This is a genomic window from Bizionia sediminis, from assembly GCF_042684585.1.
Classification (GTDB): Bacteria; Bacteroidota; Bacteroidia; order Flavobacteriales; family Flavobacteriaceae; genus Algorimicrobium; species Algorimicrobium sediminis.
On the sequence record NZ_JBHULS010000025.1, the window covers coordinates 1 to 765 of the forward strand.

General features: G+C 44.3%; 1 protein-coding gene. It reads right to left on the reverse strand.

Annotated features, from left to right (window positions below; translation table 11 throughout):
* Positions 1 to 765, reverse strand: a 765-nt coding sequence (locus ACFSQP_RS13100; protein WP_376895227.1) for a hypothetical protein, incomplete at both ends; no start/stop codon positions are given.

Here is a 765-nt window from a genome sequence, read left to right on the forward strand (position 1 = left end):
TGAATAGCAGCTGTTTCAGCTGTATTAGCTGTATTTAAGTTATCGATGTTGGTTTGTAATACGGCATCAGCAGCATCACTGTCGGCTTCATTCTGATTGACATCCGCCTGCACCGCAGCAATAGCAGCATCACTGTCGGCTTCATTCTGACTAACATCCGCTTGCACCGCAGCAATGGCTGTATTTGTATCGGTCGCATTGTTCGTTATTGATGTCGCATTTGTAGCAATCCCATCCGCATTGGTTTTGACTTGGGCATCTAAATCTTCGGTCGCATCCACGATAGAAGTTGAGCTATTGATATAATTAGTTGAACCGTTTGCAGTATAAGTCCCATCGGTTTCTAAACCAGCACCAGTTTGTGTGGTATCTAATTCTGCTTGAATAGCAGCTGTTTCAGCTGTATTAGCTGTATTTAAGTTATCGATGTTTGTTTGTAATACGGTATCAGCAGCATCACTGTCGGCTTCATTTTGGTTGACATCCGCTTGCACCGCAGCAATAGCAGTATCGGCATCAGCTTCGTTTTGGTTGACATCCGCTTGAACGGTGGCGATGGCTGTGTTTGTAGCGGTCGCATTGTTCGTTATTGATGTCGCATTGGTAGCAATCCCATCCGCATTGGTTTTGACTTGGGCATCTAAATCTTCGGTCGCATCCACGATAGAAGTTGAGCTATTGATATAATTGGTCGAACCGTTTGCATCGTATGTTCCATCGGTTTCTAAACCAGCACCTGTTTGTGTGGTATCTAATTCTGCTTGA